General features: G+C 49.8%; 23 protein-coding genes and 1 tRNA gene. 11 read left to right on the forward strand and 13 right to left on the reverse strand.

What is annotated here, in order from left to right:
* The first annotated feature begins 37 nt into the window (after positions 1 to 37).
* From LEPIL_RS09160 to LEPIL_RS09170, 3 genes are read left to right on the forward strand one after another with little or no spacing between them, the layout of a single operon-like run.
* Positions 38 to 1,699: a M16 family metallopeptidase gene (locus LEPIL_RS09160; RefSeq protein ID WP_002772075.1), complete on the forward strand. Its 1,662-nt coding sequence runs from the start codon at positions 38 to 40 to the stop codon at positions 1,697 to 1,699.
* Positions 1,699 to 3,189 (forward strand): M16 family metallopeptidase, encoded by a 1,491-nt coding sequence (locus tag LEPIL_RS09165; RefSeq protein ID WP_002772077.1) that lies wholly within the window; start codon positions 1,699 to 1,701, stop codon positions 3,187 to 3,189. Before LEPIL_RS09160 ends, LEPIL_RS09165 begins: the two co-directional genes overlap by 1 nt.
* Before the next feature lie 12 nt (positions 3,190 to 3,201).
* A complete protein-coding gene (locus tag LEPIL_RS09170) occupies positions 3,202 to 4,053 on the forward strand; it encodes an MBL fold metallo-hydrolase (RefSeq protein ID WP_002772079.1) in 852 nt (283 codons plus the stop codon).
* Positions 4,054 to 4,102: 49 nt separating this feature from the next.
* Here the strand turns inward: LEPIL_RS09170 and hisA are convergent, their stop codons facing one another.
* The 3 genes from hisA to hisB all read right to left on the reverse strand — a co-directional run bounded on the left by hisA (position 4,103) and on the right by hisB (position 6,161).
* Positions 4,103 to 4,867: a 1-(5-phosphoribosyl)-5-[(5-phosphoribosylamino)methylideneamino]imidazole-4-carboxamide isomerase gene (gene hisA / locus LEPIL_RS09175; protein WP_002772081.1), complete on the reverse strand. Its 765-nt coding sequence runs from the start codon at positions 4,865 to 4,867 to the stop codon at positions 4,103 to 4,105.
* Positions 4,868 to 4,950: 83 nt separating this feature from the next.
* The gene (gene hisH, locus LEPIL_RS09180; protein ID WP_002772083.1) at positions 4,951 to 5,562 is read right to left on the reverse strand and encodes an imidazole glycerol phosphate synthase subunit HisH; all 612 of its coding nucleotides are present in this window, start codon (positions 5,560 to 5,562) and stop codon (positions 4,951 to 4,953) included.
* A complete protein-coding gene (gene hisB, locus LEPIL_RS09185) occupies positions 5,559 to 6,161 on the reverse strand; it encodes an imidazoleglycerol-phosphate dehydratase HisB (RefSeq protein ID WP_002772085.1) in 603 nt (200 codons plus the stop codon). Before hisB ends, hisH begins: the two co-directional genes overlap by 4 nt.
* A 126-nt stretch (positions 6,162 to 6,287) precedes the next feature.
* Here hisB and LEPIL_RS09190 point away from each other — a divergent pair.
* Positions 6,288 to 6,371, forward strand: a tRNA-Leu gene (locus LEPIL_RS09190).
* 125 nt (positions 6,372 to 6,496) lie between these two features.
* Here the strand turns inward: LEPIL_RS09190 and LEPIL_RS09195 are convergent.
* The 7 genes from LEPIL_RS09195 to LEPIL_RS09225 all read right to left on the reverse strand — a co-directional run bounded on the left by LEPIL_RS09195 (position 6,497) and on the right by LEPIL_RS09225 (position 18,180).
* Positions 6,497 to 9,394, reverse strand: coding sequence for a type I restriction endonuclease subunit R (locus LEPIL_RS09195; protein WP_002772087.1), 2,898 nt, complete (start codon positions 9,392 to 9,394; stop codon positions 6,497 to 6,499).
* Positions 9,391 to 10,389 (reverse strand): virulence RhuM family protein, encoded by a 999-nt coding sequence (rhuM, locus tag LEPIL_RS09200; RefSeq protein ID WP_002772088.1) that lies wholly within the window; start codon positions 10,387 to 10,389, stop codon positions 9,391 to 9,393. The genes LEPIL_RS09195 and rhuM overlap by 4 nt, the downstream gene beginning before the upstream one ends.
* A 105-nt stretch (positions 10,390 to 10,494) precedes the next feature.
* On the reverse strand, positions 10,495 to 12,252 hold the full coding sequence (locus LEPIL_RS09205; protein ID WP_002772089.1) for a UvrD-helicase domain-containing protein: 1,758 nt from the start codon (positions 12,250 to 12,252) through the stop codon (positions 10,495 to 10,497).
* Positions 12,249 to 14,255 carry an ATP-dependent nuclease gene (locus LEPIL_RS09210; RefSeq protein ID WP_002772090.1) on the reverse strand — a complete coding sequence of 669 codons (2,007 nt, stop codon included), beginning with the start codon at positions 14,253 to 14,255 and terminating at the stop codon, positions 12,249 to 12,251. The genes LEPIL_RS09205 and LEPIL_RS09210 overlap by 4 nt, the downstream gene beginning before the upstream one ends.
* A 42-nt stretch (positions 14,256 to 14,297) precedes the next feature.
* A complete protein-coding gene (locus LEPIL_RS21930; RefSeq protein ID WP_002772091.1) occupies positions 14,298 to 15,479 on the reverse strand; it encodes a restriction endonuclease subunit S in 1,182 nt (393 codons plus the stop codon).
* Entirely contained in the window at positions 15,476 to 16,522 is a 1,047-nt protein-coding gene (locus LEPIL_RS09220; protein ID WP_143464755.1) for a hypothetical protein, read from the reverse strand. The genes LEPIL_RS21930 and LEPIL_RS09220 overlap by 4 nt, the downstream gene beginning before the upstream one ends.
* Before the next feature lie 95 nt (positions 16,523 to 16,617).
* On the reverse strand, positions 16,618 to 18,180 hold the full coding sequence (locus LEPIL_RS09225) for a type I restriction-modification system subunit M (protein ID WP_002772095.1): 1,563 nt from the start codon (positions 18,178 to 18,180) through the stop codon (positions 16,618 to 16,620).
* A 983-nt stretch (positions 18,181 to 19,163) separates the two neighbouring features.
* On the opposite strand from LEPIL_RS09225, the gene LEPIL_RS09230 reads away from it, so the two are divergent.
* Together LEPIL_RS09230 and LEPIL_RS09235 are read left to right on the forward strand one after the other, a co-directional pair.
* On the forward strand, positions 19,164 to 19,610 hold the full coding sequence (locus LEPIL_RS09230; protein WP_002772097.1) for a PIN domain-containing protein: 447 nt from the start codon (positions 19,164 to 19,166) through the stop codon (positions 19,608 to 19,610).
* Positions 19,594 to 19,800 (forward strand): hypothetical protein, encoded by a 207-nt coding sequence (locus LEPIL_RS09235; protein ID WP_002772099.1) that lies wholly within the window; start codon positions 19,594 to 19,596, stop codon positions 19,798 to 19,800. The genes LEPIL_RS09230 and LEPIL_RS09235 overlap by 17 nt, the downstream gene beginning before the upstream one ends.
* Before the next feature lie 176 nt (positions 19,801 to 19,976).
* Here LEPIL_RS09235 and LEPIL_RS09240 read toward each other — a convergent pair whose 3' ends face one another.
* Both LEPIL_RS09240 and LEPIL_RS09245 read right to left on the reverse strand, forming a co-directional pair.
* Positions 19,977 to 20,459 carry an SRPBCC family protein gene (locus tag LEPIL_RS09240; RefSeq protein WP_002772101.1) on the reverse strand — a complete coding sequence of 161 codons (483 nt, stop codon included), beginning with the start codon at positions 20,457 to 20,459 and terminating at the stop codon, positions 19,977 to 19,979.
* Complete coding sequence (locus tag LEPIL_RS09245; protein ID WP_002772103.1) at positions 20,446 to 20,775, reverse strand: ArsR/SmtB family transcription factor; 330 nt, start codon at positions 20,773 to 20,775, stop codon at positions 20,446 to 20,448. The genes LEPIL_RS09240 and LEPIL_RS09245 overlap by 14 nt, the downstream gene beginning before the upstream one ends.
* Before the next feature lie 197 nt (positions 20,776 to 20,972).
* Here LEPIL_RS09245 and LEPIL_RS09250 point away from each other — a divergent pair, with 197 nt between their 5' ends.
* Positions 20,973 to 21,224 (forward strand): DUF6364 family protein, encoded by a 252-nt coding sequence (locus LEPIL_RS09250; RefSeq protein ID WP_002772105.1) that lies wholly within the window; start codon positions 20,973 to 20,975, stop codon positions 21,222 to 21,224.
* The gene (locus LEPIL_RS09255) at positions 21,221 to 21,655 is read left to right on the forward strand and encodes a type II toxin-antitoxin system VapC family toxin (RefSeq protein WP_002772107.1); all 435 of its coding nucleotides are present in this window, start codon (positions 21,221 to 21,223) and stop codon (positions 21,653 to 21,655) included. Before LEPIL_RS09250 ends, LEPIL_RS09255 begins: the two co-directional genes overlap by 4 nt.
* Here the strand turns inward: LEPIL_RS09255 and LEPIL_RS09260 are convergent.
* Positions 21,640 to 23,715: a cellulase family glycosylhydrolase gene (locus tag LEPIL_RS09260; protein WP_002772109.1), complete on the reverse strand. Its 2,076-nt coding sequence runs from the start codon at positions 23,713 to 23,715 to the stop codon at positions 21,640 to 21,642. The two genes, LEPIL_RS09255 and LEPIL_RS09260, sit on opposite strands and share 16 nt — an antisense overlap.
* A gap of 176 nt (positions 23,716 to 23,891) precedes the next feature.
* Between LEPIL_RS09260 and LEPIL_RS09265 the strand changes: the two genes are divergently transcribed.
* The 3 genes from LEPIL_RS09265 (at position 23,892) to LEPIL_RS09275 (ending at position 25,779) form a co-directional block, all read left to right on the forward strand.
* Positions 23,892 to 24,092, forward strand: a complete 201-nt coding sequence (locus LEPIL_RS09265) for a type II toxin-antitoxin system VapB family antitoxin (protein WP_040920004.1) — start codon at positions 23,892 to 23,894, stop codon at positions 24,090 to 24,092.
* Positions 24,092 to 24,499, forward strand: a complete 408-nt coding sequence (vapC, locus tag LEPIL_RS09270; protein ID WP_002772112.1) for a type II toxin-antitoxin system VapC family toxin — start codon at positions 24,092 to 24,094, stop codon at positions 24,497 to 24,499. Before LEPIL_RS09265 ends, vapC begins: the two co-directional genes overlap by 1 nt.
* A 101-nt stretch (positions 24,500 to 24,600) precedes the next feature.
* On the forward strand, positions 24,601 to 25,779 hold the full coding sequence (locus LEPIL_RS09275) for an MBL fold metallo-hydrolase (RefSeq protein ID WP_002772114.1): 1,179 nt from the start codon (positions 24,601 to 24,603) through the stop codon (positions 25,777 to 25,779).
* The last annotated feature ends 76 nt before the right edge of the window (positions 25,780 to 25,855 follow it).

Genomic DNA, 25,855 nt, shown 5'->3' on the forward strand with positions numbered 1-25,855 from the left:
GGTTGCCGCCGCCCTGCCCGATGACAAAGCTGTCCGTATGCGTTCTGCATTCCCCAATCTCACCGGCCGACTTGCACTGGCAGCGCTGCTGCTTCTGCTTCCGGCCACCATCCTTCCGGAGAAGAAGATGACCCCTACCTTTCAAACTCTGCTTGATCGATCCCGACGCTTCACGCTGCCCAACGGACTGCGCGTCGTCTTCTTGCAGAGAGGGGATGCTCCGGTGGCCGCTCTCTATCTGAAGATTCGCGCAGGCGGATCAGACGAATCGCCCGAAGATACGGGCATCGCCCACATGCTCGAACATATGCTTTTCAAGGGCACGAAGATCCAGGGCACGCTCGACTATGAGGCCGAGGCTCGATACCTTGAGATCATCGATCGCTGGGCCATGAAGTACGATCGCAGCCGGCGCGAGCTTGAGGCGGCACAGGCAGACCGTGCGGCTCCTGAGAAGATCGAAGAGCTGACCCGACGCGTCGAGAAATGGCGCAACCGCATGGATCTGATCCAGTCCGATGTGGCGAAGTTCCGCGTGCCCGACGAAGACTCCCTGCTCTATTCTCTGAACGGCGAGCGCGGGTATAACGCCTACACCAACCGCGATCTTACAAGTTATCTTGTCGAGCTGCCTTCGAATCGTATCGAGGTCTGGGCGCGCATCGAATCCGACCGCTTTAAGAATCCCGTTCTACGCGAGTTCTACACGGAGCGCGACGTCGTCTCTGAAGAGAGACGCATGCGCGTCGAAAACGTCGGATCTTCTCTTTTAATGGAGAAGTTTCTCGAAGAGGTCTACGGCGATCATCCGTATGGCCCGTCTCTCATCGGACCTATGGAGAAGATCCTTTATTTTAACCGTCCGCAGGCCGCACGCTTCTATCAGGAGCATTACGGTCCGGATAACGCCGTCATCGCCGTCGTAGGCCGCTTCGACGAGGCGGAGGTTAAAGGCCTGATCGAGAAGTACTTCGGCGACTGGCAGCCGCGAAAAAAACACGGCTCAGAAAAACCCGGGAGCAAGCACGATACGATTCCCGAAGCAAAGCCGCAGCTGCGCAGGGTCGATGTCGATGTGCGTCATCCCGGTTCGCCTGCGATGTTTATGGCGTGGTTCAAGCCGCCTTTTCCGCATACCGACGATTTGAAGCTCGAGGTGCTGGCCCGCATCCTCGCCGGCAGCGAAGAGACCCGTCTCTACCGACGCCTTGTTCTTAAAGATAAAATCGCCGCCGCCGTGAATATCTACTCTGGATTTCCGGGCGAGCGTTATACAAACATGTTCTTTCTTTCGGCCGTTCCCGTTCTGCCTCCGCAGGCGATGAGCGATGAAGCGGCCGTCGCGCAGGGCTATGATCGCATCGAGATGGCCGTCTTCGAAGAGATCGAACGCATCGTCCGCGAAGGCGTCACCGACGAAGAGGTTTCGCGAGTTAAGAAAGGTATCGCTACCGAGCTTGTGCAGGGATTTCAATCCAACGGAAATCTGGCCGATTCTCTCACTTACTACGAGACGATTACGGGCGATTACCGCGATACATTCCTGAATTACGATAAGCTGAACACGATTACAGCGGCTGACGTGAAGGCGGTCGCCGCGCAGTATCTGAAGCGCGACATCCGCATGATGGGTCGCCTGCTTCCGCCTCCTGCGCAAAACAATGAAGCGCCCGCCAACGGCGAGAAGGAGGCACGCTGATGCGACGCCACTTCAAACAGAAGCTTCTCCCGAAATCCGCTCGCGGCTTCAGGCAGATGCTCTTACTATTCTTGATTACCGGAGCTTTCATGACGAACAGTGCAGGAGCGCAGACGCTGGATCTGCTGCAAAGAGATGGAAACGTGCTTGAAGGCATGAAGATCAAGCCGCTATCGTATACGAATCCGGCCGTGAAAACGGTGCAGATCGACGCACAGGCACGGCTCTATATGCTTGCCGACGATACGCTGCCGCTGATCAATCTGCGGCTTGTGTTCGAAGGCGGCACGTCATCCGAAGAGAAGGCGTTCGGAGTCACCTCGGCCCTTGCCTCGTATATGAAGCTGGGCGGAGCCGGGGATCGCTCGGGCGAAGAGATAGCCGACGCCCTTGCCACGCTTGGCGCCTCGCTTGAGATCGGCGCCTCTGAAGATACCTTTATCGTGCAGTTAAGCGCCCTGAAAGGCGACTTCCCCGCGGCGATGCAGATTCTCGAAGACGTGCTGCTGCGTCCTCGCTTCGACGAGGCCATCCTTCCCGTTATTCAGAGCTCGATGCGCACGGCCATTCAGCGACGCAACGACCGCCCCGAAACGATCGCCCAGCGCAAGCTGCGCGAGGTCTTTTTTCTTCCCGATCGTCGCGGTCATTCGCTTCAACTGGCCGACGTCGACGCCATCGACGTAGCGGCCGTTCGCCAGGCTCATGCTACGCTGTTCGCACGACGCAACCTGCATGTCGCTCTGAACGGGGATTATCCGGCAGAGATGGCCGATGCGATCTCGAAGCTTGTAAAGGCGATGCCGGCCGTCACGAAGCCTTACGTCGTCTATGATCGCGAACCGGCGACAAAAGGAGTCGAGAAACTCCGTGGAAAGATCCTGCTTGTGAAGAAGGACGTCTCGCAGGCCGTCGTCACGATCGGAACCTTTATTCCCGCTCACAACGACGCCGATTTTTATTCTCTTCAGGCGGGTAACTATATCCTGGGCGGCGGTTCGTTCGTTTCGCGATTAATGCAGGAGGTGCGCGCCAAACGCGGACTTGCCTATTATTCGTATTCGCGAAACGACTTCGACGCCCGCTTCGGTCGCTTTGTCGCCGCAAGCGGAACGAGAGCCGACCGCACCGCCGAGACGCTATCGGTCATGCTTGAGGTGATCGGCGGAATGGACCGCGTTTCCAACGACGAATTGAAGCTTGCCACCGACTCCATCGTCAACTCTCTCGTTTTTGAATACGACAACCCGGGGCGCCTGCTTGCTCAGGAGATCCGCTTTCGCATGCATCGTCTTCCCGAGAACTATCTTGGTAAATTTCAGGATCATATGAATCGTGTGACCACCGCCGATGTGAAACGCGTCTTCGCAAAGCATGTCGATCCGTCGCAGATGTGGATCGTCGTCGTCGGCCCCGAATCTCTCAAGGCCGATCTTGAGAAGATACGCCCCGTTGTCGTCATCGATCCCGAGGAATCGCCCTTAAAGTAAACCGATAATCGAATGAAGCTAAGCGAGTATTCTTACAAGAACTTTCAATTCCTCGGCAACTCAGAGGGCGGCACACATACGTGTATCGCCCTTCCGCAGTATCGCCTGCTTTTCGATACCGGAGTCGGATCGGCCCGGTTAACGGAGTATCCGCTGATTCTTCTCAGCCACGGACATCTTGACCATGCCTCGGGGCTGGCCTATCTGATTTCACAGCGCTCGCTGCGCAAGCTGGCCCCGCCTGAAATCTATGTACCGCCCGAGGTGTATGAGCCGCTGACGCAGATCATGAAGCTCTGGGGCGATATTGAGGACTATCATTCGCAGTTTCATCTGCATGCCGTAGATTACGACCGTCATTATCCATTAAAGGGAAATCAGTTCTTTCGCGCGATTCGCAGCAGCCATCGCGTTCCCTCAAACGGATACTCCATCGTCGAGAAGGTGCTGAAGCTGAAGCCCGAGCATCTGAATCTGCCCGGTAAAGAGATCGCACGACGCAAGGCGACAGGCGAGAATCTCTTTAACGAGACCTACCAACCCATCATCACGTTTTCAGGGGATACGACGATCGAGTTCGTCACCGAGAACGAGATAGTACAGAAATCGCGCATCCTCTTTCTGGAGTGCACGTATATCTGCGAGAAGCGCCAGACGGCACGGGCCCGCGAATGGGGGCACATCCACCTTGACGAGATCGTCGCCAACGCCGAGGCCTTTCGCGAAGTGGAGAAGCTCTTCCTGATTCATTTCTCGCCGCGCTACGGACGGCGTGAGGTCGAAGAGACGCTGAAACGCAAGCTGCCCGACTGGTTATACGCACGCACAACTCCGTTTCTTACGCTTCGCGACGCCGAGGCCTGATGGCAATGAAAACGTGCCAGAAGGGCGGCAGGCAGGTGAAGAAAACCGATCAGGCCTCTGTCGCCGCGATGGCCTCGCGAAGATCAAGACGATTCTCGTAGATCGCCTTACCGGTGATGATGCCGACAAGGCGGCCCGATGTATTGATATCGAGCAGCGCCCGAATATCGTCGATCGACGAAACTCCGCCCGAGGCCACAAGCCGGAACGGATAACGCTCCAGTATGTCGCGCATCGTCGCTACCGGAGGCCCGGCGAGCGTGCCGTCAGTCGAGATGTCGGTGAAGATGATCTCCTGCACATGATGGTCGATGAGACGTTTCAGATAATCGTCGAGCTTCAGTCCGGAATCCTCCTCCCATCCGCTTACGCGAACGATGCCCGATTCGGCATCGACGCCGACAAGGATGCGCGAGGGCCCATACGTATCGATCATCTCTCGCAAGAAGACCGGATTCTTCACGGCTGCCGTGCCTATAATAACGTAGCGGAATCCGCTTAACAGATACTCGCCCGCGGTCTGTGCGTCGCGAATACCGCCGCCAATCTCAAGATCGGCCTTGCCCTCGGCGGCAAGAAGGATCTCGTTGCGAGCATCTCGATTCACGGCAATATCGCCGCTGCGGGCTGCGTTCAGATCGACGACATGGATGCGGCGGGCCCCCTCTTCGATAAATCGTCGCACCATATCGCCGGGCGTCGTTTTATACACCGTCGATTCATCATATCGTCCTTTATAGAGACGGACAACGTTGCCATCGAGCAGGTCGATGGCAGGCATGATTTCAGTTTTCTTTTGCGAGGGAAGAGACATGGATATTACCTGTTTTTGACAGAGCTTCGAGTGGTCGGCCCAGAAGAAAAGCAGCTTTTTCTATCGAACACAGAGCTGTTCGATCAGATCGTCGTAACCCAGTCTTTTAGAAGGCGCAATCCCGCCGCGTCGGATTTCTCGGGATGATACTGCGTGGCGAGAATCGAGCCCTTGCGCACCGTTGACGCAAAGCGATCGGAGCCGTACTGCGTCGTCGTCACCGTATCGGCCGGGTCGGTATTCTGCGGCCTGTACGAATGTATAAAGTACATCGAATGGTTCAGATAATCGGGCCCTCCGCCAACGGACGTCAGCGTATTCCATCCCATATGCGGCACGCGAAGCGCCGGGTCATCAAAGCGAAAGCGACGCACCTCGCCTTTCACAAGACCGAGGCCGGGTACAAGGCCGGGAGCGCCATCGGTCTCATCGGAGTTATCAAAGAGCACCTGAAAGCCGATGCAGATACCGAGCAGAGGCTTATTCTGAGCGACGTGCTCTCGTAAGATCTCCTCGCGGTATCCGCGCAGATGATTCATCGCCGCCGTAAAATGTCCGTCGCCGGGCAGCACAAGGGCACGGCAGGATTTCAGCGCATTCGCATCGGCCGTAAACTGCACATCGTCGTGAAACAGGCGCAGCGCCTTCACGATGGAGTGGATGTTCCCCATCCCGTAATCAAGAACGGCGATCATTCAAGCATACCCTTTGTAGAGGGCACGGCATCGCCTGCTCTCGGATCGACCTCGACGGCCATCCGCAGCGCACGTCCGAGCGCCTTGAAGACCGACTCATGCAGGTGATGGCGGTTCTCTCCGTAATGGATCAGGACGTGCAGATTCATCTTCGCGTTCATGGCGAACTTCTGCAAGAACTCAAGGCTGAGCTCCGCATCATAGACTCCGAACTTGCCGACGTTAATCGCGTCCGGACCTTTATAGGTGAAGTTGAAGCGTCCGCCCAGATCGACGGCGACGGTCGTCAGCGTCTCGTCCATCGTCAGCGTAAAATGTCCGTAACGTCGGATGCCCTTTTTATCGCCCAGCGAGTCGTGCAGAAGCTTGCCGAAAAGGATGGCCGTATCTTCGACGGAATGGTGGCCGTCGATCTCCAGATCGCCGCGCAGATGCAGATCGATATCGATGAGGCCGTGCTTCGCAATATGCGAGAGCATATGCTCGAAGAACGGAATCTCGGTATCAAAGTTCGTCTTTCCGTTACCGTCCAGCCCGATCGCCAGGCGGATGTCGGTCTCAGAGGTCTTGCGTGCGCCCTCGGCGCGTCGATCTGCCATACGTCCAGATCATCGGTTTCGAGCAGGCGATCAATGATAATCGCAGAAAGGAAAAAATCCCCCGCCTGGCAGCACCGGGTTGATTTTCGCTTGCCCGCCTGCTCGCCGCCGCTTCTCTGGTCTCAGGCCCAGGTGGCGGAATTGGTATACGCGCTAGTTTCAGGTACTAGTGGGAGCAATCTCGTGGAGGTTCAAGTCCTCTCCTGGGCACATCGCCATCATAAACTCAGTCAACCAAAAGCCCCGGAAGGGGCTTTTTTCGTTTGGGGGGGATGGGTGGGGCGCGGGAGGAGGCCTGGAGTATTAAGCGATTGCTGGATGGCGGCCGCAATAATTCACCCGACCATCCCATTCATGAATACGTCGACATACTTCTTCATCTTTTCGATGATTCGATTACCGATGCTTCTGGCCTCGAGAACACTGGGACGGTTTTCCAGACAGTTCAGAACATCCTCCCGGATGGGTTCCTGTTCTGTGAATATGTAGGCATCGAGCAAGGCAGAGAATTGCTTACGATCCAGATTTTCTTCTTCGCAAATTTGGTTCAATGCGAGGATTTTCTGATCGTGCCAGTATTTCTCGAATTCGTCGGGGATGTTATCAGTTTCGCTGATAACGGGAAGGTTGGCTTCAATGAACTTCTGTATAAGTTCTCGCTTGCTTCGCATTACCGGATCGTTTCCCATCTGCTCCAGTAATCTCTTCTTCTCTTTATTCGACTCTCCCTCTTCAGCTTCCTTGATCTTCGCCAGAAGCTTGAGAATATAAGCCACATTGACATCATCTCTGTGAATCAGCTCGAGTTCAAAATCCACATCTGCAAGAATCGACACCTTCTCTTTCTCACGGTCGCTCTTTACATGTTCACGTAAGTCCTGATATTTGCTCGCATAGTTGTTGAATGATTGCTCCGTCATGGGAAGGTCATCCCATGTAAACTCTGTAAAAGACCTGAGAGTATTTCGAATCCGCATCAATTCTCGAAACGCTTTTACAAACGCAAACATGGCCTCTTCATCGGGCAGATCATTCACACTGTTCGGAGTGGGCACTATTTGAAGCAACGCAGCGAAGGCAGCACTGAAGGCGCGAACGATCTCTTCGTAGGGGGGAAGAATAATCGTCTCTCTGGCCTCTTTATTCGAAAAAAGGGCGATCGCATCGTCTGTTGCGGCCTTGAGGTTTCGAAAGCAGAGGATGTTTCCGTGGGATTTCTTTTCGCCGATCACTCGATTAGTGCGGGAGAAGGCCTGAATGAGGCCATGGTGTTTCAGATTCCTATCGACATATAACGTATTGATCTTTTTTGCATCAAAACCCGTAAGATACATGCTCACAACAAGAAGGATATCCAGCCGGTCTTTATCTAAAAAACCTTCCTTCTCTCGATCCTTTAATCGTTTGCTTATATTTTTCGTGTAAGCGTCAAACTGCTGGTTGTCTTTTATCGAAAAACTTGTTCCGTAGAGTTGATTGTAGTCAGATACAAATTCTTCCAGTTTATCGCGGGTATGCGGTGTATTGTAGGAAAATCCGGCCTCGCTGACCTCCCATGTTTCATCCGGAATCAGCCCGTTTGCATCCTGATCTTCCTCGTTCGCCGAAAATGTAAAAACGGTAGCAATGCGCAAATCGGTTGCTCCTGCTTTGATCTTCTTTTTGAAGATTTCGTAATACTTGATCAGAACATCGATGCTGGTAATCGCGAATATCGCCGAAAACTCTTTGTTGTGTGTTTTTCTGTCATGATTCCGAATGATATAATCAACGATCTTTTCCAGCCGTACCGGCGATTCCAGAACCTCTCTTTTGTCGATGTCTTCCACCTCAATGTCGATAAAGGTTCGATTGGCCTGTTTATAACGTCCCAGGTACTCGATCTGAAATGGCAGAACATTTCGGTCTCGAATCGCATCGGTGATCACATATTTATGCAGACATTCGCCGAAGAGATCCTTCGTCGTTCGCATTCCAAATTCATTCTTCTGGAGGTTTTCTGCAAAAATCGGAGTTCCGGTAAAACCGAATAGTCGGCTCTCATGAAAGAAATCGGTTATATTCTTATGGGTTTGCCCGAACTGGCTACGATGGCATTCGTCGAAGATAAAAATAATTCTCTTATCCTGAAGACCTGACATGTCCGTTTTATACCGATCCACAGTGATCGCCCGGTGTAATTTCTGAACCGTCGTTATGATCAGTTTCGGATCTTTGATTTCGCCCTTCCCGTGCTTGAATCTGCCAAGGAACTGGTCCACAAGCATCTTCGTATTGGCCGAAGCGTCGACGCTTCCTTCGTGAAACCGGTTAAACTCCTCCTGCGTCTGATAATCGAGATCCTTACGATCCACGACAAAAACTACTTTGTAGACTTCGGGCAAATCCATAATGATCTGGCTTGTCTTGAATGAAGTAAGCGTCTTTCCCGATCCCGTCGTATGCCAGATGTAACCGTTCTCACCGCTGCTTTGAACGTGCTTGATGACAGCTTCCGTTGCATGGTATTGGTACGGACGAAGGATCATCAATACCTTGAAGGTTTCATTGATAACAATGTAATGAGCGATCATCTTTCCGAGATGATCGGGGCTCAGGAATGCGTCGGCAAAACCATGCAGCTCGGTGATGTGACGATTCTGAAAATCGGTCCAGAAGTAGGTCTGCCGTGCATCCTGTTTTCTATTATTCGCAAAGTACTTTGTATTCGCGCCGTTGCTGATCACGAAGATCTGCACATACTGGAAAAGGCCGTAGCTCGACCAGAAGGAGTGCCTTTGATACCGGTTGACCTGATGAAAGGCTTCTTTCAGTTCCAGCCCGCGTCGTTTCAGTTCGATCTGCACAAGAGGAAGGCCATTTACGAGAAGCGTCACATCATAGCGATTTTTGTAGCTCCCCTCCATGGAAATCTGATGCGCCACCTGAAATCGGTTATCCGTCCAGTTTTTCGAATCGAAAAAGCGCAGATAGATGCTTTCGCCGCTCTCGCGGGTTAACTGGAAACGGTCTCGAAGCGTTTTTGCCTTCTCGAAGACATTGCCCTTTGCGAGATGGCTCAGGACCGCTGCAAACTCTTTCTCAGACAGGGAAACCTGATTGAAGAGTTCAAGCTGTGTTTTCAGGTTTGCAAGCAGGCTTTCCTCGTTATGGACCTTTGCTTCTTCGTAGCCCAGAGAGCAGAGCTGTTCGATCAGTTTTGTCTCTAATTGTGCCTCGGACTGCGAACTCATTTTTCTTCAATCTCTTTTATCATTTTATCGAAGTCCGATTCAAACTGTCTATCTTGAATTACCCGAAATTTCTCAAATTCGCTCTCGGCAAAATCCTTTGCTATGCGGGCCGTAATCTTGCCGCTATCTTTCAAAACTTCCCGTTCATCGAACTCAAGAAATGCGTCGAGGCGCGAAGCCCAGTCCTCCATCGTCATGGGGATCTTTCTCCTCGCCCTTTCTTCGGCAAGATCCAGATAGGCACCGACGATTCGTCCGAGGGATTCCAGTTCTTCTTTAGACAGATAGTTTTTAGCGATGGATACGTCGGACTTGAGGATTTTGCCATCCGGCGCCCCTGCCCATGACGTGAGACCCATGTTCTTCTTTTTGCTGTCGGCTCGATCCTTGATTAGCTCTGCTGCCGTTTGCCCATGAATGGCGAAATGCAGCTTGTTCTGGACTTTTGCAAAGAAATCCCGGGTCGTTGAAGCATTCCTGTCGTAGTCAACGCTGGTTGCATAAATATCGGTGATCTTCTGGTAAAAACGGCGCTCCGAGAGTCTGATTTCCCGGATCTCTTCCAGAAGTTTCTCAAAGTAGTCCTCTCCAAGAAAAGTCCCGTTCTCCATACGCTGCCGGTCCAGAACATAGCCTTTGATGGCAAATTCTTTTAGAATGGAGGTAGCCCACTGCCGGAATTGAGTGGCTCGCTTTGAATTGACCCGGTAGCCGACCCCTATGATCACATCCAGAGAGTAGAAATTTGTCGGTTTGGTAGAAAATTCGGAAATTCCGAATTTTCTCATGGTCTCTTTCTCCGTCAGCTCTTCCGTTTCGTAGATATTTTTGATGTGCTCATTGATCGTAGAGGGTGCCTTCTCAAAAAGCGCAGCCATGGCCTTCTGGGTGAGCCAGACCGTCTCGCCCTCCACACGCACCTCGATGCCGTCTTCTCCCTGCTGTGCGGTGAAGATCAGGAATTCGGCAGTTGAGTTTCGGATAAGTTTTTTCATGTTTGTGAATGATAAATGATGAGTTATGAATTATGAGTGTTTGCCGATGTTTTGTTTTGTAGTCAGGATGATGCTCCGGTGACAGACGACAGATATGCTCCAGTCTTATTGTTCAAACGGATCGCCTATTACATTCCTCGTTTCAAATATCTTTTGAATCATGGAAAGTGCTTTCTGTGACAATTCCTGGGTAAAGAGCAGAGTTAAATTATGCTTTGCTCTTGAACAACTGACATAAAACAGATTACGATTGCGCTCGAACGTTTCCCGCTTGTCGGCCGGATATCCATCGCTCATCCATTCGAGCATTTGATTCCAATTATATTGATTCCAACCTCGTCCAAATACAACCAGCACATTATCAAACTCGGCCCCTTTCACACCGTGCTTGGTCGAAAAAGGCGTTTTTTCGTCAATATACTCATGAAGGTTTATAACTTCCCGATATTTAACAGTTCTGATTGATCGGATCTTTTCTAAAAATCTCTTCTCCTCTTCGGAATGACTATCAGCGGCGCCGTCACTTAATAGATTGAATTTTCTTTCCGATTCTTCTACTTTTGCTGACGCTCTGGGTGTTTTGGATTCTAATAACAGATCCAGCACCTCACCTATAGACCCGGTATTCCTTAATTCCATTAACCGATTCAAGTTGTCGGTCCATATTTTTTTGTCACGTTGAGATTGAAGGCTGGGATGATTCTTGTTGCCAATCTGGAATAACTCGCCATATTCACGACGCTCGAATGCTGAAGCTGTTGGCTCAATAATATCAATAAAGAACTGAATATATTTATCGCCTTTTTTTAAGTAGTCGTCTGGATAAGGAAAACAATCAGCAAGGTTCTTGAAATTCTGCTCAGTCGCAATGAGGTTATTCGTAAGGAAGAGTATTTTTGTTTTTGTGGGCGACATATCCCATCCATCTGCTACCATTAACTCTTTAACTTTTTCAATGTGCTCTTTTGCATTTGCGGTTGGTAGATCGCCGGTCCAATGACCTCCCCCCCGCCTTGTACCGACCCATAAATTAGAGTGAAAGATTCTTACTGCTCCCTGAGATTGCGGATTTGATTCCGCTTGTGGTAGTTCAGGGCGCATCCGATTGAGGCAAGCAACAATATTTTTGTCTGACCTGAAGTTGGCTTTCTTACCTATCTCAACGATCTTTCCTGCCTTACTGGAAATCAGCCCACATGCCGCAGAACCATAGATTTTCTGCCAATGATCACCAAATAAACCAATAATTACACCAGACTCGTTATCTACAAGATTAGTAACGACGCTCTCTGCCAGATGGACATCAGTGTCTTGATATTCATCGATTAAGATTATAGGAAATTTACTCTTTACGAGTTTCTGAAACTTAGGATAGGAAAGTATGCGCGCCATCAAGAAAACCACATCATCATGGTGGAGAGAGATTTCCCTATTGTTAATTCTGGGATACCCCAAATCATATTTAACAATCTGTTCTGCAATCCCACCCGCTTCCTTGATCCGTTCTTCCCATCTTTCTCCAAGACTAGGAAGCAGCTCTCTCAACTTGATTTGATAATTCTGCAAGATACTCCAGCAAAACGCATGAATCGTATCAGCAAAAATAACCGGATGATGGTCCGTTCTATCTTTAATTTCGTCTTTTGCCACATTCGTATAAGTAATGCAGGCAATTTGTTGCTCGTTTAATAGAAATTCACTAGCTCGCTGCTCTATAAGATACTTAATCGTCTCTATCAGAGAGTATGTTTTTCCAGCCCCTGCTCCCGCCTCAAGGCGAAAACACTGGTTATTATCGATGCAAGATCTTAGTTGTTTTAAGGCTTCGATGGAAGCTTGCTCTGCTGGGCTTTGACGGGTCATTCTTTCCCCTCCCCGACAACGACTTCTTCATCAGTATCAAGCCATTTAAGCCCTTCTGCGATATATTTTGGTACAGTCCAATCCGTTTTGTCGACCGAATACTCAATCGCAAAATTTGCTTTGCTTGATTTCCCTATTTCTTGCGCTTTCTCAAAAACGGCTTTCTCTAATTCCTTACCTTTCAAACGACTCAAATCAAAGACATCAGCATTTGCCAACATGAAAGCATCTTCGAAACTTCGCCCGCAAACTCCTCCCTTTTTCTCCGGGATTTGATAAGCGATGCGCCGGTATCCAACAACCCTTGCCTTTTCGTCGTATGCCAGAATTTTCTTGAGATCGCCATATCCATCAATCCCATACCATTTGGAAATGCCTGCATTGCTTGAGTCAGTGCCTTCACCGACACTTGAAGCAGTATAGGTTGTTCTCTTACCCTCGGTAGTTTTTCGTACCGAATCTAAATCGGTAATAAATAGCGTTTTAAGCTCAAGAAAGTCTATAAACTTATAGAAATGATGAGCAAAAGCACCCCCAATCTCAACAACCGATAAATACTTCCGCCTCAGTTTGGTAGCCTGAGTTTCATCCACCTTACGAATAATCTCTGGTAAAATGATTCGTTCCGTTGGTCCTTCGATTAAGATGGCTCTGTCTGCAAAATAAAGATCACACTTTGTAAGTGTTAAGTACTTATGCAGGAACTCTTTATCATCTTTGACATCGTCTTCTTTGAATGCTGCCCCGAGATCCTTCACTCTGGTTTCCTTGCCATGCTTAGACAAAAAGTATCGGACTTTTCTGAAATCCGCTTCATTCGCAATATGTGATGAGTGGGTACTGACCACAAACTGTACCGGCCAGATTTTTCCATCATTGAGCTGTTGTTGAAATTCTTGGACAATTTGATCGAGCTGACGAATGAAAACTTCCTGCATTTGTGGATGCAAATGTGCTTCGGGCTCTTCAATAAAGATTAAATGGCCTTTAGGTGGTGTAGTCTGGGACTGGAATTCACGAAAATATTCATAAATACGGAACAGAATAAAAATAAGATTTCGTATACCCAGGCCATTATAGGTTTCTGGCAAAGTGAAGTAGTCTTCTCCTTGATAAAAGACCTTGGTATTGCTCTCCAACAAAGATTTGACATTGAGTTCGGTTACGGCATTGAGATTGGGATCCTGTAGGCCTGGATAACCAAAAATACTTAGAGCAGGCAAAAGAGCTTTCACCTTCTCTTGAAAATCAGTATCAACTTTTTCTTGTAGCTCTTCTGCAACCCTTCGAACTTCTTCAGATTTTTCCTTAAACTCCGCGGTGGCCCCGGAGCTATTCGCACTGTTAAATATTTTTCCAAGGGATTTTCCAAGCACATCGCGTTCACTGTGCGTTTCGTCATCCAAACCCCGCTGGGCATTGATAAGACCGGACAAAATTAGCTTTTTGAACTTCGAAAAATCGAGTCTGACTCTGTTTTCAGAATTGGTCGGTTCAATTGCGTAAATTACAGCTTCAAAGTGCTGATTAATCAGTGCTTTTAAATCCGAAAAGTATTTGCGTCTATTCTCTACGCTTAAAGGCTGAAAAAAATCTTTGATTTTTCCATCTTTAAGCTGATAGGCTACCAAAACCTTGGTTTCAAATAGTGTTTCATCGAGATCTATGATGAACTCACCCAAAACTCCGTACTCATCTTTATCATTCGTATAATCCAGTAACAATTCCAATTCAATAGTTGGAATCAGCTTCCGTATCTCGGCTTCAGATTTTTCTTCTTTGAACGCAGCCAGCCCGTTTTCAAAACCGCATAGACACGTCTGGGTAAAGTCTTCGTAACGTAATTTGGGTCCGGATGGCCCTAAAAAACTTCGGAAAATCTCTGCCAATGATGTTTTGCCTGAGTTGTTTCGGCCAACGATTACTGTTGTTCTTTCATCAAAAGTAAGCGTTAGATTTTTTAATAATCTGTAATTCTTGATTCTAGCACTTTTTATGAGCATACTCTTCCCTCCATAATTCTAATAAGCCAGCATCCGGCTCCCCTATGCGAACATCTGCTGTAGCAGCCCTTTCTTAAATTCCCGACTCTTTTCGATTTGCGCGGCAACCTTCTCAATCTTCGCATCCAACGCAGACAGAAAGTCGGCAATCTTCTGCTGTTCGGGGAGAGAGGGGAGATTGAGCTTAAATCCAAGAATGTCGCTCCTCGATAATCCAGGGATCATATTGCCTGAAGCAAGCGCTTCAAAGCTATTCTTATGTAATAACAAAAATTGATACAGCATTACTGTTATTGCATTAACTGGACGAATAGCCATCAGTTGACGACCAATTGCCACTTTTTCAATACCCAATTGAAGCAAAGTCCCGACACCACTTCCCTTAACGGTTATTAAAATATCACCCTTGACTCCTGCATTCTTACAATTTCCAGTCCATTTAGCGACTGCCTGATCATGATTTGTGAAGTCAGAAGGACCAGAGAAGTAAGGTATTCCAAATCGTTTTGATCCGTATTGTTCTGGAGATAAATGTAGCCCTGAAATCAACTCCGCCACCTCCCCCAACCGCTGCTCCTCCCATTTCGGATAACTCTTCCCATTCTCATCCTTGAACCGGAGCTTCTGCGAAAAGATCTTCTGCATCACCCCTTTCTTGTATTCTTCCAGCAGGGCCTTCCTTCGAGCCAGTTGCTCGATCTTCCGGTCCACCGCAGAGAGAAAGTCGGCGATCTTTTGCTGTTCAGGGAGGGAGGGGACGTGGAGCTTGATCGCTGCAAAATCTTTGAAGTACAACCTCAATCTGTCACTTGTCAGGCCATAGGAATATGAAGTGAATAAATACAGGCTTCGCTTTCGGGCGAACATTTGGACAAAAAAATCTGTGTTTACTCCCTCGTCGGGAACAAGTGCAACGTAAGCCGGGCTGACCATGCAATCCTGCATGGCGAGTCCGAATGCCCCCTGCCACATTCGCATCATGTTGTAGACAATGTCACCGGCCTTAACTCCAAGGTTATCGCCTGCTTCAGCAACATCATCCATCTTTCGGTCCAGAGAGTTCCTTGGAACGAGCCCTCTATCCATGGTAACAGAATAGATCGGTAAAGTTTCATTCCCCTTTTCGCGTCTATTCTGAAATAATTCTTTTCCTTTCTTCTCTTTCCACTGCCCTCGAAACTCGGGAAATCGTAAACATGGTGTGTTTTTCGTTGGTTTTGTCATAGTTTATTACCGATAGAAACTCCAGCTTCAACGAGCATGTCCTTAAACTCCCGGAAGCTGATCAACTTTGACTTTTCGGCTTTGAATAATTGCCTACCCTTATCAACTATAAGAGCATCTGTCACATACAGGCTTACATAAGGTAAATATGTGATATTCAAGAAATCTATTCCGTCACTGATTCTTGGAATCGCCTCACTTTCGCGAATGCTTTCAGAGAGCTGCTTCAGCATATTATATCCCGGAAACAGCTCAATTGGAACTAATAGCAATTGTTCGACAAACTTATCTAAGCTGATAGAGCGATAATCAAATGCAGCGTATGTGTTTTTTAGAAAACGTAGATGGATGGGCAGATAAGTTGCCTCGCCGACATCCAGTTTCAACAATTCCGATAGCGGTATCCCAGCCTCCTGAACCAGATTATCAACAAATCCAATTATGATGTTGCGTGGGTCGTTATCTCGCAATCGAGCTATCAATCGGCTGATATTCTCGATGGCCACATCTTGATGCCTCTCTCCTCTTTTAAGAAACCCTTTTGCGGAATTTTCCAGCGCGGCAGGAAAATCTGCGACAGTCTCCTGCTTTCTTGACAGCATATCATTTATTACACTACCAAGTTTAACTTTTTGAATTTCCAGGGAGTATTGTCGAGATGCCTTCTGGAAGTGCTCATGCCCATATGTTGCGATAGCTTTTTCTCGCAACATTCTGGAATTATTTGTGTATTCCTGCTTATATTTTTCCCTGTTATCATCCGAGAGAATAAACACAGCATCTCTCAGCATTTTATCCCGATCTACTTTATGATCTCGAAATACAAAATTTATCTCCTCATGGACAATCGCCAGAGGTGAAAAGTTGGAAAAACCGTATCCTTCTATTATCGCCCATAAATCATCGAAATCATCAGTCCTGCTGGTTTGAAACAGTTCCATGAGCAAATGAGAATGCAAAACGGGCAGATATTCCTGTTGTGCTAACCATTGAACTACGGATTTTCGGAATTCTGTATCTCTGGACATTTGAATCCATACCATTGTATCCAAAAATACAAAGTTCCTACCATTACAGTTGCAATCGGTGTTCATTCCCTCACCCTACCACACCCATCGGACATTCCTAACTCATAACCCTAAAACGGCGTCTCAATCCCCAGCTCTTTGCAGTAAGCGGCAATCTCCGTGTCCGTCTTTGCCATCTCTTTATCCAGAGATTTCAGTTCCTTTGAAATCGCCTTCAGATCGATAGGCTCTTCCTCTTCGAAGGTATCCACATACCGGGGAATATTCAGGTTATAATCGTTTTCCCGAATCTCATCGATGGAGGCGAGATAGCTGTATTTCTCTTCGACTTTTCGTTCCCGAAAGGTCGTAACGATCTTTTCTACGTCTTCGGGCCGAAGCTGGTTTTGATTCTTCACCTTCTCGAAGTGCCGGCTTGCATCGATGAAAAGGATATGGTCCGGATCACTTCGCTTTTTCTTTAACACCAGGATACATGTGGGAATCCCCGTTCCGTAAAAGATATTCGGAGGAAGGCCGATGATGGCATCGATATAGTTCTTTTCCTCAATCAAGTACTGGCGGATATGCCCCTCCGAGCTTCCACGAAAAAGCACTCCATGCGGCAGAACAATGGCCATAATTCCATTGGTATCGAGCTGATAGATCATATGCTGTACAAAGGCGAAGTCGGCCTTTGTGGCCGGCGCCAGCTTTCCATAGGGAGCAAAACGGTCGTCATTCATGAAAAGAGGGCTGGCACTCCAGTGAGCAGAGAAAGGCGGATTGGCGACGACCGCTTCAAATTGTTGATCGATATGATGCGGGTGTTCAAGGGTATCGTCATTCTTTATGTCGAACTTACGATAATGAACTCCATGCATGATCATATTCATGCGGGCAAGGTTATAGGTCGTCGGATTACTCTCCTGACCGTAAAAGGCGCCGACCTCTTTCACCTCTTTTGCAACACGAAGAAGTAGCGAGCCGGAGCCGCAGGTCGGGTCATAGACGCTCTTCAACTTCTTCTTTCCCGAAGAAACGATCTTTGCGAGGATTGTGCTGACGGATTGTGGAGTATAGAACTCCCCTGCCTTTTTCCCCGCTCCACTTGCGAACTGACCGATCAGATATTCGTAAGCATCGCCGAGAACGTCATTCGTTACGTTATCCAGTTGGAAATCGATCTTGTTAAGATGGCTGAGAACCTTAACGATCAGTTCATTCTTTGCGTTTTCCGTTCGGCCCAGCTTGCTGCTTGTCAGATCCAGATCTTCAAAGAGGTTTTCGAAATCCTCCTCGCTCTCAGCTCCCCGCGTGCTCTGCTGGATATTGCTCAGCACTTTTGTAAGATCGCCGAGGATGAAATTCTCTTTCCCTTCTTCTGGCTGCCCCTTTCGGGCAAGTTCAGCAAAAAGTTCAGAGGGTTTTAGAAAATAGCCGAGGGTTTCAATGGCTTCATCTTTGATGGCTTCAAGATATTTTTTCCCCTTCGAGGAGTTTTCATCGATCTCCTGGTATTTCAGGCCATCCGGTTTCAGGATGTGATCGGCATAGGCATGCATTTTTTCGCTGAGATATTTGTAGAAGATGAATCCGAGAATATAGTCCCGGAACTCATCGGCTCCCATTTTGCCGCGAAGGGTATTGGCGATGTTCCAGAGTTGTTGCTGAAGAATCTGTTTGTCTGTCATTTTGTTTTTCGAACTTCAATAATGTGGTCCACCCGACCCATGACTCTGCCGGGTCGGGCAAAATCCTGCTCAGATCTGCCTTACAAGGCGTATAAAACCGCACAGGTATTGTGCAAGAAAAATCCCTTCCATTTCTACGGTCCAGAACTTCACGCATCGGATTTTGCGATTTGTAACCGGGGGTGGTAGGAGCATTCGGAGCCCGTCCGCATTGCCGTCCGCCCCATTCAAATGGGGCGGACAGCAACTGCCAGAGACCATCCAGGCTTAAAATCCAACTGTATTTGCTCAATGTCTGTAAAACCAGGGTCCAACTTTTGCCGACCTGCGGGCACATCGCCATCTTACTGACCGGAATTCAAGAAGCCCCGCAAGGGGCTTTTTTCGTTTGGGGGGGCGCGCGGGGTGGATCGGGTGGCAGGAGTATGAGGAGGCCACTGCATGGGCTCAGGGAAAGAGTTGACAGCTTTTCGGTATCTGATCAAATTAATACAGGGACATGCTTTTTCGCTTCAACGCTTACCTTCATACTCTGGCAGGTCCTTGATGCCCATATATCAGTTCGATTTTCAAGGCTGCGGTCGCTTTCACAATGAATGCAGGAATAACCCTTTCGCTGAGCTTCGGCAAGGAGGTAACGACAATGATCATTTCCATCAGAACGATGGCATGCTTGAGTGTGGTAGTGGTGCTACTGGGGTAGTATGGTAACAAGAAATGTTACACGATCAGGAGTGAAACACAGCAGCCGAGATTCTCGAACATAGTATGGGAGTGCACAGAGGGGTTCGATCCCCCTCTGCCCCATAAACGTCCTTCAATGATTTGAGTCCTTAATCTTACAGGCTTTGGTCCCCAGCTTTGGGGCAGGCACGAGAAGAATCGAAATCTTTACCGAAGCTTTCAATGTATATGAATACTGCCTGGGCTTGAGACGATGAAATTGGTAAAGGGACTGCCGGGGCTGGGATTGTGAGACACATATGAAGGTCTATCTGGACAACTGCTGTTTCAATCGACCTTACGACGATCAGTCAGACTGGAAGATACGCGTTGAAACAGAGGCCAAACAGGGAATCCAGGATCTCATCAAGGCCGGGCAAATCAGCCTTGCATGGTCCTATATACTCGACTTTGAGAATTCTAAGAACCCTAATCCCGACCGGCGCTCTTCCATAAGGACATGGAAGACGATCGCCGTCCAGTATATCAGAGAATCGGCCGCTCTACTCGAAGAAATGGATCGACTGGTCAATCTGGGCATCAAGCCGCTGGATGCCCTGCATGTGGCCTGTGCCATCTCAGCCGAGTGCACCCATTTCATTACGACCGATAACGGCATTCTGAAAAAATCTTCGCTAATATCCGGTATTTCCATCGTCGATCCCGTTGACTTTATTAGAGGCTATAAACATGAAATCGGACGCTGAAATTCGAACGGAAGGCATGCGCCTTCTCATCAAGTATATGGATAACCTCGACGCCGAGCGGTTCATCACTCTCATACAGCGCGACAGGATGGACTATACGGAATGGCGGCAACGGCTCTTCGAAGGCATGTCGGGCCGTGAGATCAGCAAACAGGCCATGGAATTCGCAGAAGAGGACCGACAGGGCTGAGCACAGGTATACAGAGTAGAGAGATTCTAAGCTATGGTAAAGGATCAATCGCACGCTGCCCCAGAATCTTACCTTTCGCGCTTTTCGCGGTTAAAATTCTTTTCCCACCCAATACGAGAGAAGCGCGAAAAGATCATTTGATAGTAACCCCACTCCCCTTTCGCGCCTTCTCCCTCTTACTTCAACGTCGCCAGATACTTCGCCAGATTCTCAGCATGCTGGATGCCGCCTTCAATGGCTCCGTACTTCTCGTTCACGAAATTAAGCTGTTCTTCCGTGAAGAAATCCTGCACCATCGTCAGATGCGTTCCCTCGCCCGACGGCTCCATCGTGATGACGGTGCGAAAGCTCACATCTTCGGTTTCGCCATCGGCGCCGAGATGTTGATACACGATGCGATACGGTCGGTCAATCTCAAGAAACTGCACACGGTTCTTAAAATCTGTGCCGTCGGGGCCGTGCATAATAAAATCCCAGATGCCGCCGTTTGAGAAGTCCATGTTCTTTGTTGTCAGAGTAAATCCGTCCGGCCCCCACCACTCTGCCAGATGCTTCGGATCAGACCACGCCTCGAATACAAGATCGATCGGAGCATCGTAATATCTCTTATAAATGACTGTAGCGCCATTGATTTTCGTTTCAACGTTACTTTTTCCCATTGGATTTTTCCTTTTTCATTTTTTGCAAATACACATCGAGCCGGTCCAGCCGTCTTTGCCAGAGTTTACGGATCTCAAGCAGCCAGTCTTCGACTTCATGCATACCGGCCTCGTCCAGATAGTAGATGCGCTTCTGCGCCTCTTTCTTCATCTGAAGCACCTTCGCCTCTTTCAGCACCTTCAGATGCTGCGAGATAGCCGGAGCGCTCATGTCAAAGTTCTCGCCGATCTGCGTCGCAGTAAGCTCTCCGTTCCGGGCGACGAGCCTGACGATCTCGCGTCGCGTATCGTCGGCCAGTGCGGCAAAGGCGTTCATGATGTTAATTTAATCATCCACTTAATTAAGTCAATCATTAAATAATCAGGATAGACCAATTTCTGTCGGTAGTAAAGTCGGTTCTCATTTCCTTCCTGGTTCTCCACAATACCTGTTCCCGAGCACGCGGATGGCCTTTGAATATCAAACCGGAATCTGCGCTTGACACACGTAATCTGCCGCGTTATTCTATACGTATGCAAACCAAACTGACGCTCTCTATCGAGAAAGAAGTCATCCAGAAGGCTAAGCGCTATGCGCAAAAGCGTCAGGAAAGCATATCGTCTCTTGTTGAGGCCTACTTCCGGGCATTGACTTCTGAAGACGCAGAAAAGTCCGACGAAATTCCCCCCATCACGAGGGAGCTGGCCGGCACACTGGAGGGGGTTCAGATTGATACATGGAAAAACGAACGCATGGATAGGTTGACGAGGAAGCATCTACGATGAACGAAAAGACGCCCGCCATCTTTTTAGATACGGACGTTATCCTTGATCTGCTCTTGAAAAGAGAGCCTCACTTTATATCGGCAAGGACTCTATTTGCCAGAATTGAAACAGGCCAGATTCAAGGCTTCACTTCAGCACTCGTTCTCTGGAATATCTACTACCTTGTGGAGAAGTATGCTTCTCGAAAAATTGCGCGAGCGAGAGTGGCGAAGCTGCGCATTTTGCTGTCGATTCTCCCCGTTGATGATCGGATCATTGAACAGGCCCTTCAATCGGACATCAAAGATTTCGAGGATGCGGTTCAACTTTTCGCGGCCCGATCACAGGGCATCCAGACTTTAATCACACGCAATAAGAAAGACTACCCTAAAGCTGAGATTCAAGTCATGACACCCCGCGAATTTCTGGAAACGCTCTACTCCGCCGGGTAGCCTGAATAGGTCATCTTCCCGGTTAGATAGATCGGACTTTTCTTCTCGACCAGTATGCGCTGATTGAGCTTGCTCTGCAGCTGTTGCAGATCGCCATCGCTGAACGAGCTGCCTGCACCATCAACGACGATTGCATAGTGAAGCGATTCGTCGTTTTCATCGTTATCGATATCATCCCACAGAACGACAACGCTTCCCGATCCAGCCTCGCGGCTTCGATCGGCGATAAAAACGGCCTCGTTTATGCCCTGCGTCACAGCGCCGAAAAGCGTGCGGTTATAGAGGCGCTTCTCGGTAATGACGACGGCCTGCAGCGGATCGATATGCGGCGGAAGATAGATCTCAGTCGGCGCTTCGGAGCTGCGGCCTTTCCAGATCAGAACAAAGAAACGGCGACCGGCAAAGTGCTGCGGCTCCGCCGCTCCGGGTCTGATCGAGGCCCAGGAAAACACCGTATTCCAGGTGTCATAGCCGACGGCGTTATAATGCGAACTGATGATACGTCCCTGGGAACGACGCACGTAGGCCCGCTGAATCACGTGCTGGTTAACGTTAAAGCGAGTTCCGTAGTTCCCGACGACCGAGAAATCCTCACCGTTCCAGGCATCCTTTTCGGTCATCAGCTTCGACGGATTGCCGTTCATGTATTCGTGATGGTTATCGTAGTAATAATCCCAGTGCCACTGCGTGCCCGAAACAAGCGGATTATAGAAGTCGGCGAATCGGGATTTGCTGCTCTGTGCGCCATCCGAGATTTCCATGGCCTGATAGACGGCGTTGATCATGCGCGGAGTATCCTTTGCGCCCGTTCCATTCAACCACATGCCGAACTCGCTCAGGAATACGGGCGTCTGCAGGAAGCGTCCCTCCCGACGGATCTCATCCAGATACTTGAAGTAGGTAGCGTTATCAATGCCCGTCAGATCCGTTCCCATACGAGCGGCATCATAGAAATGCGTGTTAAAGACGAAGCCCGGCCCGGGCGGCGCAAGCAGATGCCCTCCTCCCGTAGCCGGAGCGACGAACCCGATATTCGTATTCCAGAACACAAGCGGCTCGGCAAAGACCCACTTTGATTGCCATCCGGTTTGATTCAGAACCGTACGGATTCTCTGATAGAGCGGCCAGAGCTTCTGATTATCCCACTGCGCCGGAGTCAGGCCCTCCATGCCGCCGTCGACGGGCTCGTTGACGGGATCAAGGCCCAGTATATACGAAAACTCTTCATCGGTTAACTGTTGTCTGATGTAAGCCGTCGCCTGCTCGATCTGCCAGACGAACTCATCCTGCATGCGACGCGTTCCCGCCGACGTCGACAGCGGGGCGTTATTCCAGAAATTGCGAAAGGCCCGTCGCACGGCCTCGTTCGTCAGATTGTTCTGACTCCAGGAGGCGCAGACGAAGCCGCAATATTCTTTCGGATAACTCCCGCCCTGCGTAATCCATGCCGGAGCTCCGTTCCCCGTATGCCACGAGTTCTTATTGAAGAGGTGACGAGAAAACAGATCCTGATGGTAGTCAAGCAGCACATACATACGCCGCTGTGTCGCCTTACGTATCTGAGCGATGACGGCATCAAGATAGGCATAGTCGATCGTATTCACGGCCGGATGCACGCCCTCCCAGGCGATCGTGAACCGGATGATGTTCGCACCGGTGGTGACACCAAGCCGGTCAAAGGCCAGTCCGGCATCGGTATCGTTCGCAAAGGGCTTGAAGCCGTGCTCGGCCAGCTTCACGTTCCCCGAGATATTGAAGCCGCGAAACGACACCTCGCGACCGAGTCCGTCGACGAAGATGCGGTCCGTTACGCCGCCGTAGCTCTTATCGCCGACGACGATCTGACGCTCGGCCTCCGTGTTCGCATAGTCGAGGCTATGCGGACCGGGTACAGCGAGCAGCTGACTATCCAGCGATGCGGTCCGAAATTCCTCGCTATTACCGGTAAGCGGCACGATTGAGGGTAGTGAAATGGAGCCATCCTGCTCGGTGCAGGATAACAGAAGGCACAGCAGTGCCGCAGCAAACGGCAGCCCGCTTGCTCTCTTAAGTTTTCGCATGAGTGTCTCCTCAGAGCCGACCGCAAGCCCGTTTGAACGAGGCTGATTCCGGCCGTGCCCTGTGATTTATTTGTTTGAGACACCTGAAGCATGAGGATCGACATTTGTCGACTATTTTTCCCGAAGTCCCACACCCCTTTGTTGACACACACTGCATTGTGTGGTTCTCTGTGTATATGGCCACAAATCTCTCCATTGACGAAAAGCTACTCGATGAAGCAAAGGAGCTCGGTCGGTTCAAAACGAAGCGTGAGACCGTGAATATGGCGCTTCAGGAATTTATTCAGCGCAGGAGGCAGTTGGAAGTCCTGTCTCTTTACGACTCAATCGACTACAACGCCGATTACAATTACAAGGCAGAGCGAAAGAAAAGGTAATGCAGGTACTGGTCGACACAAGCGTCTGGTCTGAATTCCTCAGACGAAAGGCGATGCATTCAAGCGAAATCCGCAACACGCTGAAGGCCCTGATCGAGCACAAGCGCCTGCTTTTGATCGGGCCGGTTCGACAGGAGTTACTTTCAGGAGTCAGAACAGCGGATCAGTTCCTTGAACTCCGCCATAAGCTGAGGGCATTTCCCGATCTTCCTATCTCAACAGAAGACTATGAGACGGCAGCAGAATACTTCAATCGATGCCGATCAGACGGCATCCAGGGCTCTTTTACCGATTTCTTGATCTGTGCCGTCGCTAATAACCATCGGGCCTTGATATACACAACTGACGGAGACTTCCAGCACTTCAGCAGGGTTCTGCCTGTATCGCTTTTCAGGCCTGAAGAATAGTACGTGATGCGCTTCTTTTTTCCCGTCCGGGCCTTTCCGTTTTGCCCGTCCATGATTTTTATTATTCTCAATCCCTCTAAGTCATCCATTCAAAGGACGTTATGCGCATAAAAAGAAAGGCATCGACCTTCCTCATTATTACGACATTGCTCACCGTTATCGGCATCGTCATCGGCGGATGTGCTTCGTTCGGAACCCTGCCCTCCGAATCGGACGTCGACGGTTTCAAGCAATCGTCGCATTACGATGCGGAGCGACAGATCTTCGTCAATCGGCGACCCGGCATCATCGAAGAGATGCGCGCCCGCACGACGACCTTCTCGCTGCTCATGCAGTTTCTTTTTGGAGGCAGCTCCGAACGCTCTCCATCGACGAAGCTGCCCGAGGTGAAGCCCGATCTTGCGGAATTCCAGAGGCCCGCCGACGATATCAAGCTCATCTGGTTCGGCCATTCCAGCGTGCTTCTGAATCTTGAAGGTCGGATGGTTCTCGTCGATCCGGTGTTATCCACGTCGACGGGTCCGATGGGCTTCATGATGACGCGCTTTCAGGATCCTGTCGTCAAACTCTCGGAGCTTCCGCCCATCGACGTTATCCTCATCTCGCATGATCATTACGATCATCTCGATACCGACTCGATCCGATTCTTTAAAGAGAGCAAGACTCGCTTTATCGTTCCGCTTGGCGTCGGTTCGCATCTTGTCGGATGGGGGATTTCGCCCGACCGCATTACCGAGCTGGACTGGTGGCAGAACGTCGAGCATGACGGACTTCGTATCACGCTCACACCGGCGCAGCATTTCTCGGGTCGGGACTTCTCGAATCAGAACAAAACCCTGTGGGGATCTTTTGTCGTTCAAAGCGCGAAGCATAAGATATTCTTCAGCGGCGATACGGGCTACGATACGCATTTCAAAGAGATCGGCGACAGGCTCGGTCCGTTTGATCTCGCCTTCATCGAAAGCGGACAGTATAACGAAAAATGGCGGGAGGTGCATATGCTGCCCGACGAATCGCTTCAAGCCTTTAAAGATCTGAAGGCGAAGCGTTACTTTCCGATTCACTGGGGGATGTTTAACCTCTCGCTGCATGCCTGGCATGAACCTGTCGAACGCATCACCGCCGGAGCGCGACGAGACGGCATCCCTCTCGTCACTCCTCGCATCGGCGAGGCCGTGCAGTTGAACGACCGTTATGTTGCCGAGTCCTGGTGGAGGCCGCTACTTCTTGCGGCGAAATCGACAGAGGCGCCGACCGGCTCCGAAGCGACGATAGAATAATCGCGAGAGCCATCACCAAAACCCGGCGCCTGAACGAAGCGGAGATCGATTCTCCGCTTGCACTTTCTTACATTTC

This window comes from Leptonema illini DSM 21528 (genome assembly GCF_000243335.1).
Taxonomy (GTDB): Bacteria; Spirochaetota; Leptospiria; order Leptospirales; family Leptonemataceae; genus Leptonema; species Leptonema illini.

Coding starts and splice junctions, on each gene's coding strand:
- LEPIL_RS09160 (WP_002772075.1), top strand. CDS start 38: ATGCGTTCTGCATTCCCCAATCTCACCGGCCGACTTGCACTGGCAGCG.
- LEPIL_RS09165 (WP_002772077.1), top strand. CDS start 1,699: ATGCGACGCCACTTCAAACAGAAGCTTCTCCCGAAATCCGCTCGCGGC.
- LEPIL_RS09170 (WP_002772079.1), top strand. CDS start 3,202: ATGAAGCTAAGCGAGTATTCTTACAAGAACTTTCAATTCCTCGGCAAC.
- hisA (WP_002772081.1), bottom strand. CDS start 4,867: ATGTCTCTTCCCTCGCAAAAGAAAACTGAAATCATGCCTGCCATCGAC.
- hisH (WP_002772083.1), bottom strand. CDS start 5,562: ATGATCGCCGTTCTTGATTACGGGATGGGGAACATCCACTCCATCGTG.
- hisB (WP_002772085.1), bottom strand. CDS start 6,161: ATGGCAGATCGACGCGCCGAGGGCGCACGCAAGACCTCTGAGACCGAC.
- LEPIL_RS09195 (WP_002772087.1), bottom strand. CDS start 9,394: ATGAGTTCGCAGTCCGAGGCACAATTAGAGACAAAACTGATCGAACAG.
- rhuM (WP_002772088.1), bottom strand. CDS start 10,389: ATGAAAAAACTTATCCGAAACTCAACTGCCGAATTCCTGATCTTCACC.
- LEPIL_RS09205 (WP_002772089.1), bottom strand. CDS start 12,252: ATGACCCGTCAAAGCCCAGCAGAGCAAGCTTCCATCGAAGCCTTAAAA.
- LEPIL_RS09210 (WP_002772090.1), bottom strand. CDS start 14,255: ATGCTCATAAAAAGTGCTAGAATCAAGAATTACAGATTATTAAAAAAT.
- LEPIL_RS21930 (WP_002772091.1), bottom strand. CDS start 15,479: ATGACAAAACCAACGAAAAACACACCATGTTTACGATTTCCCGAGTTT.
- LEPIL_RS09220 (WP_143464755.1), bottom strand. CDS start 16,522: ATGGTATGGATTCAAATGTCCAGAGATACAGAATTCCGAAAATCCGTA.
- LEPIL_RS09225 (WP_002772095.1), bottom strand. CDS start 18,180: ATGACAGACAAACAGATTCTTCAGCAACAACTCTGGAACATCGCCAAT.
- LEPIL_RS09230 (WP_002772097.1), top strand. CDS start 19,164: ATGAAGGTCTATCTGGACAACTGCTGTTTCAATCGACCTTACGACGAT.
- LEPIL_RS09235 (WP_002772099.1), top strand. CDS start 19,594: ATGAAATCGGACGCTGAAATTCGAACGGAAGGCATGCGCCTTCTCATC.
- LEPIL_RS09240 (WP_002772101.1), bottom strand. CDS start 20,459: ATGGGAAAAAGTAACGTTGAAACGAAAATCAATGGCGCTACAGTCATT.
- LEPIL_RS09245 (WP_002772103.1), bottom strand. CDS start 20,775: ATGAACGCCTTTGCCGCACTGGCCGACGATACGCGACGCGAGATCGTC.
- LEPIL_RS09250 (WP_002772105.1), top strand. CDS start 20,973: ATGCAAACCAAACTGACGCTCTCTATCGAGAAAGAAGTCATCCAGAAG.
- LEPIL_RS09255 (WP_002772107.1), top strand. CDS start 21,221: ATGAACGAAAAGACGCCCGCCATCTTTTTAGATACGGACGTTATCCTT.
- LEPIL_RS09260 (WP_002772109.1), bottom strand. CDS start 23,715: ATGCGAAAACTTAAGAGAGCAAGCGGGCTGCCGTTTGCTGCGGCACTG.
- LEPIL_RS09265 (WP_040920004.1), top strand. CDS start 23,892: ATGGCCACAAATCTCTCCATTGACGAAAAGCTACTCGATGAAGCAAAG.
- vapC (WP_002772112.1), top strand. CDS start 24,092: ATGCAGGTACTGGTCGACACAAGCGTCTGGTCTGAATTCCTCAGACGA.
- LEPIL_RS09275 (WP_002772114.1), top strand. CDS start 24,601: ATGCGCATAAAAAGAAAGGCATCGACCTTCCTCATTATTACGACATTG.